The sequence below is a fragment of the Paenibacillus sp. 01T422 genome (assembly GCF_056398785.1).
The window spans coordinates 1-1408 of the sequence record NZ_JBFTQB010001241.1 but is presented as its reverse complement, the minus strand read 5'-3'; the positions used below and the strand labels follow the sequence as shown (position 1 = coordinate 1408).

Genomic DNA, 1408 nt, shown 5'->3' with positions numbered 1-1408 from the left:
TTTCATGGATTGTCTAATTCAGATTCGAATGGAGAAGTCTAAGGAGCTGCTGCTGAATTCGAAGCTGAAGGTCAACACCATCGGGGAGAGCGTAGGTTACAACAATGTTCAGAGCTTCATACGTATTTTCAAGAAATATACAGGCCAAACCCCTGGTGAATTCAGGGAAAATCTTAAAAAAGGCGAAGATGATAAAAATGGAGAATACGTATCCGGTTAAAAAAGGTGTGTGTTTATAAAAAGTGTCTATTTTCGGGAAACACATAAAAGCGCTACCATGAAGGTGCAAGTTATCGATCTGAGAGGAGGTAGGACATGAAATCACGAACCATCGGGGCCACCACCGCACAAGCGACTGCCGGAAAGAAGGAGCAAACAACTAAGCTTAAACTAGCTTGGAAGTATGTGAAGCGGGACAAATACTTGTATCTATTGCTGCTTCCCATCTTTGCTTACTATTTCATATTTAAGTACACGCCGATGTTTGGTGAGATCATTGCGTTCAAGAATTATCGCTTTGCCGACGGCATATGGGGGAGTCAGTGGGTTGGCTTGAAACATTTCAACAGATTATTCACGAGTCCAGATTTCTTCATTGTATTAAGAAACACGCTTTTGCTGAATGTGTACAGTATTGTATTCGCTTTCCCTGTTCCGATTGTACTGGCCATCCTTCTAAATGAAGTACGGCTGGAATGGTATAAGCGAACGATTCAGAATCTTCTTTACATTCCGCATTTCATCTCCTGGGTCGTACTTGGCGGAATTGTTATCGCTCTGCTGTCTCCATCCACGGGTATCGTAAACTTTGCTTTGGTGAAGCTGTTTGGCATTGAACCGATCTATTTCATGGCAAGCAACTTCTGGTGGCCGATTACGTTCATCCTGTCGGGAATATGGCAGAATGCGGGATGGGGAACGATTCTCTATCTTGCCGCCATGGCAGGAATTGACCCTCAGTTGTATGAAGCAGCGAAGATTGACGGAGCGAGCAAGCTTCGACGCATCTGGCACGTTACACTGCCGGGCATCCGATCCACGATAGCGATTCTGCTGATTCTGCGTGTAGGTCAGATGATGGATGTGGGTTTCGAGCATATTTTCGTATTGCAAAATAAAGCGGTTTCAGAAGTCGCAAATGTCATCAGTACCTATGTGTATCATGTTGGTCTTGAAGGCTCGCAGTACAGCTATACCACAGCGCTTGGCCTGTTTCAATCCGTCATTGGCTTGATCTTGGTGGTCAGCGTGAATCGATTAATTAAAGCCTTAGGCGAGAATGGGCTATGGTAGGAGGGGAATGCGGTGTCTGGTAGTCAGAGCTTGTCAATTAAGTTGGTTTACGGTGTCATCTATGTGTTTCTGGCGGTACTTGCCATGATAACTTTGTTCCCATTCATTCATGTGT

The 1408-nt window shown here is 44.7% G+C and carries 2 protein-coding genes; both read left to right on the top strand.

Annotated features, from left to right (window positions below):
- The coding region (locus tag AC1DUA_RS37575) for a helix-turn-helix domain-containing protein (protein ID WP_477504568.1) at positions 1-220 on the top strand (220 nt) is incomplete at its 5' end.
- A 95-nt stretch (positions 221-315) separates the two neighbouring features.
- A complete protein-coding gene (locus tag AC1DUA_RS37570; RefSeq protein WP_477504567.1) occupies positions 316-1293 on the top strand; it encodes an ABC transporter permease in 978 nt (325 codons plus the stop codon).
- Positions 1294-1408: the final 115 nt, after the last annotated feature.

Coding starts and splice junctions, on each gene's coding strand:
- AC1DUA_RS37570 (WP_477504567.1), top strand. CDS start 316: ATGAAATCACGAACCATCGGGGCCACCACCGCACAAGCGACTGCCGGA.